General features: G+C 76.0%; 8 protein-coding genes, 1 tRNA gene and 2 pseudogenes. 4 read left to right on the forward strand and 7 right to left on the reverse strand.

Annotated elements, in window-relative coordinates; translation table 11 throughout:
• A partial coding sequence (locus GTR00_RS12600) for an LGFP repeat-containing protein (RefSeq protein WP_240900021.1) occupies window positions 1-525 on the forward strand: 525 nt, incomplete at its 5' end.
• 147 nt (window positions 526-672) lie between these two features.
• On the opposite strand, the pseudogene GTR00_RS26385 reads toward GTR00_RS12600, so the two are convergent.
• Window positions 673-975 (reverse strand): annotated as a pseudogene (locus GTR00_RS26385) (malectin domain-containing carbohydrate-binding protein); the annotation flags it as partial.
• A 160-nt stretch (window positions 976-1,135) separates the two neighbouring features.
• Between GTR00_RS26385 and GTR00_RS12610 the strand changes: the two are divergent.
• Window positions 1,136-1,297 carry a hypothetical protein gene (locus GTR00_RS12610; RefSeq protein WP_166611963.1) on the forward strand — a complete coding sequence of 54 codons (162 nt, stop codon included), beginning with the start codon at window positions 1,136-1,138 and terminating at the stop codon, window positions 1,295-1,297.
• A 209-nt stretch (window positions 1,298-1,506) separates the two neighbouring features.
• Here the strand turns inward: GTR00_RS12610 and GTR00_RS26390 are convergent.
• Window positions 1,507-1,899, reverse strand: a pseudogene (locus tag GTR00_RS26390) (CARDB domain-containing protein); the annotation flags it as partial.
• A gap of 183 nt (window positions 1,900-2,082) precedes the next feature.
• Between GTR00_RS26390 and GTR00_RS12620 the strand changes: the two are divergent.
• Window positions 2,083-2,156: transfer RNA gene (locus GTR00_RS12620), tRNA-Ile, on the forward strand.
• Between the two features lie 29 nt (window positions 2,157-2,185).
• Here the strand turns inward: GTR00_RS12620 and GTR00_RS12625 are convergent.
• From GTR00_RS12625 to ilvA, 5 genes are all read right to left on the reverse strand, one after another.
• Complete coding sequence (locus tag GTR00_RS12625; RefSeq protein WP_166611964.1) at window positions 2,186-2,332, reverse strand: hypothetical protein; 147 nt, start codon at window positions 2,330-2,332, stop codon at window positions 2,186-2,188.
• Window positions 2,333-2,422: 90 nt separating this feature from the next.
• Window positions 2,423-2,596: a DUF4236 domain-containing protein gene (locus tag GTR00_RS12630; protein WP_166611965.1), complete on the reverse strand. Its 174-nt coding sequence runs from the start codon at window positions 2,594-2,596 to the stop codon at window positions 2,423-2,425.
• Window positions 2,597-2,602: 6 nt separating this feature from the next.
• Window positions 2,603-3,538, reverse strand: a complete 936-nt coding sequence (locus GTR00_RS12635; RefSeq protein ID WP_240900024.1) for an HTTM domain-containing protein — start codon at window positions 3,536-3,538, stop codon at window positions 2,603-2,605.
• Window positions 3,535-4,056 (reverse strand): hypothetical protein, encoded by a 522-nt coding sequence (locus tag GTR00_RS12640; RefSeq protein WP_166611966.1) that lies wholly within the window; start codon window positions 4,054-4,056, stop codon window positions 3,535-3,537. The genes GTR00_RS12635 and GTR00_RS12640 overlap by 4 nt, the downstream gene beginning before the upstream one ends.
• Before the next feature lie 132 nt (window positions 4,057-4,188).
• On the reverse strand, window positions 4,189-5,481 hold the full coding sequence (gene ilvA / locus GTR00_RS12645) for a threonine ammonia-lyase IlvA (protein ID WP_166611967.1): 1,293 nt from the start codon (window positions 5,479-5,481) through the stop codon (window positions 4,189-4,191).
• 77 nt (window positions 5,482-5,558) lie between these two features.
• Between ilvA and GTR00_RS25020 the strand changes: the two genes are divergently transcribed.
• Window positions 5,559-5,891 (forward strand): YnfA family protein (locus GTR00_RS25020; protein WP_323132442.1); only part of this gene is annotated, 333 nt, incomplete at its 3' end.

Genomic DNA, 5,891 nt, shown 5'->3' on the forward strand with positions numbered 1-5,891 from the left:
GTGCACGGCGAGATCCGCGACGGGTGGGGCCGGCTGGGGTGGGAGGGCGGCTACCTCGGCTTCCCCACGGGCGACGAGGAGACCACCGACAGCCGTCGCGGCAGGTTCCAGCGCTTCGAGGGCGGCGCGGTGCACTGGGCGCCGTGGTCCGGCGCCCACGCGCTGCGGGGCGCCGTCCTCGACGCCTACGACAGCTACGACGACTGCACCCGCCAGTGCGTCAGCGCCGAGGACGTCCTCGGCTTCCCCGTCACCTCCGAGATCCGCACCCCGAACGGTCTCGGCGCCTACAACCACTTCCAGTGGGGCTCGATCTACTGGAGCCCGGCCACCGGCGCCCAGCTCGTGCGCGGCGAGATCCGCGACGCCTGGGCGCGGCAGGGCTGGGAGAACGGCCCGCTGGGCTTCCCCGCCTCCGCCGAGGAGGAGTACGCCGCCGCCACCCGCGACGACGTGAAGGTGCAGTACTTCGAGCACGGCGCGATCCTGTGGTGGCCCGGCGGCAGCGAGATCCACCACTTCTGAGCGGACGCACCCCCGGAGGCGGTGGGGCTGGCCAGGACCGGGTTCGACCCGCACCGGCCTCACCTCGATGAACGACACGATCGGGTTGTCGACGATCTTGCTGGCGTCGATGGTCAGCTTCCCGTCGGTCACGTCCACGACCGCCTCGACGGTCCCCGCCTGCCCCGCCCCGAACTCGTCCACGACGTCCAGGCGTTCCCGCACCGTGCGGCCCTCCGCCTTGAGGCCGAACACCCGCTGGCCGGGCTTCGTCCACGTCGGCTCGAACACCCGCAGCGCCACCAGGTACCGGCCCGACGCGGGGACGGGCAGCTCGTAGCGCGTCCACCCCCACCGCGTCGACAACGTGGTGGCGTCCTCGTAGCCGCGCGGGGGTGCGACGTGCACCTGGCCGCCGGTGTACCCGGTGTCCCCGGGGCCGCCGGCGTCCACGGAGGACACCGGCTGCATCACGCCCACCTCGTCGGCGAGCGCACCGCCGTCGCTGCAGTTCAGCGACCAGTACTGGTTCGGCCCGCTCCACCCCGTCCCGTAGACCTCGTACCCGCGCACCTGGACGCACTCGCCCGAGACGCCGGAGTCCGCGCCCGCGACGCCGGGGGCGCTGGCGATGACGGAGAACGTCGACTGGTTCTGCGACCCGTGCCCCCAGCAGGCCAGGCCCGTCCTCTGCGTCAGCGTCACCGACGTGCCGGTCACCGTCGCGCGGTTCACGTCGCCGCCGGGCGAGCAGATGCTCTCGTCGGCGGTGGAGTGCTCCACGACCGTGTAGGTCGTCCCGGCCGGCTGCCCGACCGGCGCGGTCCAGGAGACGGTGACGCGGGTGTCGTGGTTCACCCGGTACTGGTCGGGGTGGGTCAGCGCCTTGGCGGTCACACCGCTCACCGCCTTCACCCCGGCCTTCGCGACGGTGACGCCCGTGGTGCGGGTGTTGTTGCCCTCGTTGCTCTCCGGGATGCGGTTGACGTCGTCGACCCACGCCCGGACGGCGTGCTGCCCGGGCGTCACCTCCCACGTCCTCGCCCCGGTGGGGCCGGCGTTGGCCTTCACGACGATCGACTCCCCGGGGGCGATCGCCGAGGTGGTGTCGTCCGACCACGACACGACGCGCCCGTCGACGGAGAAGGCGACGCCGTCGATGGCGCCGTACGCCTTCTCCACCGTGCCGACGTTCTTGATCGTCGCTTGGAACGTGACGTGCGACCCCTCGACGAACGAGCCTGCCGCAGCGCTCACGCCCGTGACGACGAGGTCCGGCAGAGCGGTCGCGGCCGACGCGGTGCCCGTGCACACCGCGAGGGCGAGAGCGGCCGCCGTGGTCCCTCCCAGCGTGCGTGCCGTGCGCCGTGTCCAACGTCTTTCGATCGTGTCCATGTGAGTCCCCCCATCGGTCCACCCCCGAGCTGTGCGGACTCACAGTAGGGACCCGGGGTGGTGCCGGGCAGGGGGTTCGGGCCGATCGGCGCCCGACCGCACCGGGGGCCCGGCGACGGAGCCGGTAGGCTCGTGACCTCCGGCAGCTCCGCAGGTCGCCGACCTGCGAGGGCGTGGCCGCGGGGGGCGGTAGCTCAGTCGGTCAGAGCAGGGAACTCATAATTCCTCGGTCGTGGGTTCGAGCCCCACCCGCCCCACGGGACCGGGCGGACCCCGCCCGGTCCGCTCAGGACCTCCACCCGGTCGAGGCCGCGGCGACCCGCACCCCGGCGAGGAAGTCGGCCACCTGGTGCGGCTGCACGTGGACGGTGACGACCTCCTGGTGCCCGTCGAGGTCGGCCCACCACCGGGTCAGCGCGTCGTGTCGTGTCACGCTCAACCACGTCGGCGCGCGCCCCCGGCACCGAGAGCGCCCCTCACCCGCTCGGGCGGCGCCCCTCACCCGCTCGGGGCAGCGCCGCGGCTACTTCCAGAGCCGGCCGTGCCAGGTGAGGCCCTTGAACAGGCGCACCGAGAGCCGCCCGCGGGAGTCGACCGTGGCGCGCCCGAAGCGCTTGGAGAAGCTGACGCCGCGGTTGGACGCGTTCAGCCGCACGCCGCGGCCGAGGTCCTCGGAACGCCGGAAGATCAGGCCCATGCGCGCTCAACGGCCCCCGCCGGCGGCCGGTTCCACCGCCAGCGCGCCGCCGCCGCTCCCGGCGCGCGCGGAACGCACCCGCACCAGCCGCTCCAGCGGCGCGAACGCCAGCAGGCACACCACGGTGGGCAGGAAGTGGATCCGCAGCATCACGAACGTGCCGAGGTGGAAGGCCAGCCAGAACAGCACCGCCGCGGCCAGCGCGCGCCCGCGCAGCCGCAGCACCAGCGGGCTGAGGAACTCCGCCACCAGCACCAGCCACTGCAGGGCCACCAGCAGCAGCGGCACCGCGGCCACCGCGCCGGTCAGCGCCGTCCCGCGGCGGGAGAACGCCCACGTCAGCACCGCGCCGTCGGCCCAGTCCCAGCCGCCGAAGCGGACCTTCGCGCACGCCGCCAGGAAGTACGTGCACACCACCGCCACCTGCACGCAGCGCACCGCCCACCCGGCGGCCTCGCTGGGCACCCGCGCCGGCGTCCCGCGCCCGGAGCCCGGGCGCACGCGCACCGCGCCCACCGTCGGCAGCACCAGCAGCGCGACCACCAGCGCCACGTGGTCGTGGTCGACCTTCGTGTAGCTGTAGGCGTTGCTCAGCCAGTCCAGGTACGCCGCCGCGCACACGGCCCCGGCCAGCCGCGGCAGCCGCCCGCACGCCGCCACCACCGCGCTGAGCAGCAGCACCACCAGCAGCACCCGCACGTACCCCGGCGAGGGCGCCGGCAGGTGCAGCAGCCGGCGCAGCGCCAGCGGCCGGTACAGCTGCACGGGCACGTCGCCGTGCGGCACCGGGTCGTCGGTCAGGAGCAGCACGTCGAGGACCACGAACGGGTAGAGGACCGCCCGCAGCACGGCCACGCGCCCCGCCGGCACCGCCGGCGCCCACCCGCGGCGCCACGCCCGCGCGACAGCCACCGCGGCGGCCTGCGCGGCGCTCCCGCTCACGGGGCGCTCCCGCCGCAGCAGCCCAGCGGGTGCCGCGGGTCCGGCACGGTCCAGCTCGCCAGCAGGTCGTCGCGCACGCGCACCACCCGCCCGCCCGACAGGTCGCTGACCCGCTCGCGCAGCTCCAGCTGCGCGAAGCGCACTCGGGCGGGGTGGCGCCGGGCGTGCGCGGCCGCCAGCGCCTCCAGCAGTGCTGGGTCCCGCACGAAGCGCGCCAGCTGCCCCTCCACCTCGGCGCGCTCCACGCCCACCCCGCCCGCCGTCAGCGGCACTCGGCGCAGCGCCCCGTCGGTGCCGGTGCCCTGCACGTACGGCGAGCGCACCTCCTCGTCCAGGTCCACCGCGAAGGCGTACTGCGACATCGGCGCGAACGGCCAGCCGTCGTCGGAGCCGCGCAGCGTCCCCGCGGTCAGCAGCAGCAGGAACACCAGCGCGGCGGCACCGCGCCACAGCAGCGCCGCCGCGCCCAGGCGCCGGGGCGCGGCGGGGGCGACGGCCGGCTCGCCGGGCGTGTGCACGGGGTGCTCTCCCTCCGCCGGCCGCGCTCGGGTGGCGCGGGCCAGCGGATCCTGCCAGCCGCCGCACCCGCGCCGGACGCGGCGCGCCGGGCCCGGGCGCGCCGCCGCGGGCGCCTCACCGCGGGAGGCGCCTCACAGCAGGTACCGGTACAGCGGCTCGGTGGCCGAGATGCGCTCGAAGGACGGGGGAGCGGCGGCCATGCGCTCCAGCAGCGCCGGCAGGTCGTCCTGGGAGGGGATCTCGATGCCCACCAGCGCCGGGCCGGTCTCGCGGTTGCTGCGCTTGACGTACTCGAAGAGCGTGATGTCGTCGTCCGGGCCGAGGACCTCGTCCAGGAAGCGGCGCAGCGCCCCCGGCTCCTGGGGGAAGTCCACCAGGAAGTAGTGCTTGCGGCCCTCGTGCACCAGGGCCCGCTCGACGATCTCGGCGTACCGGCTGACGTCGTTGTTGCCGCCGGAGACCACGCACACCACGCTCTGCCCCGGCTCCACGCGCACCGCCCCGGCCAGCGCCGCCGTCGCCAGCGCCCCCGCCGGCTCGGCGATGATCCCGTCCGTCTGGTACATGGCGAGCATCTCCACGCAGATCGCCCCCTCGGGGACGGTGACCAGCTCCACGGGGCAGCCGGCGACCACCGCGTGGGTGACGTCGCCCACGCGGCGCACCGACGCGCCGTCGACGAAGGAGTCCAGCTGCTCCAGGCGCACCGGGGCGCCCGCCGCCAGCGCCGCCGCCATCGACGGCGCCCCGGCCGGCTCCACGCCCACCACCCGCACGTCCGGGTGCCGCTCGCGCACCCACGTCAGCACGCCCGCCAGCAGCCCGCCGCCGCCCACGGGCACCACCAGCAGGTCCGGCGGCGCCTCGCCCAGCTCCGCCAGCTGCTGCACCACCTCCACCGCCACCGTGCCCTGCCCGGCGACGGTGCGCGGGTCGTCGAAGGCCGGCACCACGGTGGCGCCGGAGCTGCGCGCGTGCTCGGCCGCCGCGGCCGCGGCGTCGTCGTAGGTGTCGCCGAGCACGACGGTCTCCACGAAGCGCCCGCCCAGGGCGGCGATGCGGTCGCGCTTCTGGCGCGGGGTGGTGCGCGGGACGTACACGCGCCCGCGCACCCGCAGCTGCGCGCACGCGTGCGCCAGCCCCTGGGCGTGGTTGCCCGCGCTGGCCGTCACCACGCCCAGCGCGCGCTCGTCCTCGCCGAGCTGGGCGACGAGGTTGTACGCCCCGCGCAGCTTGTACGAGCGCACCACCTGCAGGTCCTCGCGCTTCAGGCGCACCCGGGCCCCCGTCGCCGCCGACCAGCGCGCCGCCTCGGTGAGCGGGGTGCGGGTGACGACGCCGGCCAGGCGCTGCGCGGCCGCCTCGACGTCGGCTGCCTCGGGCAGGGGAGTCGTCGCCGCGGGCCGCGGCACCTCTAGCGTCATGCCCCGATCCTCCCGCGCGCCGGCCGGTGCCCGGGACCGGGGGCGGGCGAGGAACGGGCGAGGGACGGGGGAGCGCGGTGGACGGCGCGCAGGACGCGGTGCGCACGGCGGGGCTGTTCGCGGTCGCGGCGCTGCTGGAGATCGGCGGGGCGTGGCTGGTGTGGCAGGGGGTGCGCGAGCAGCGCGGCTGGTGGTGGTGCGGGCTGGGGGTGCTGGCGCTGGCCGGGTACGGCTTCGTCGCCGCCCTGCAGCCGGAGGCGTCCTTCGGGAGGGTGCTGGCCGCCTACGGCGGGGTCTTCGTGGCCGGTTCGCTGCTGTGGGGCGTGGTGGCCGACGGCTTCCGCCCCGACCGCTGGGACCTGGCGGGGGCGGCGGTGTGCCTGCTCGGCGCGGCGATCATCGTGCTGGCC

Source organism: Kineococcus indalonis (assembly GCF_009906395.1).
Lineage (GTDB): Bacteria > Actinomycetota > Actinomycetes > Actinomycetales > Kineococcaceae > Kineococcus > Kineococcus indalonis.

Excerpts from the sequence above, each read along its gene's own strand:
- GTR00_RS12610 (WP_166611963.1), top strand. The coding sequence starts at position 1,136 with ATGACGGAGAACGTCGACTGGTTCTGCGACCCGTGCCCCCAGCAGGCC.
- GTR00_RS12630 (WP_166611965.1), bottom strand. The coding sequence starts at position 2,596 with ATGGGCCTGATCTTCCGGCGTTCCGAGGACCTCGGCCGCGGCGTGCGG.
- ilvA (WP_166611967.1), bottom strand. The coding sequence starts at position 5,481 with ATGACGCTAGAGGTGCCGCGGCCCGCGGCGACGACTCCCCTGCCCGAG.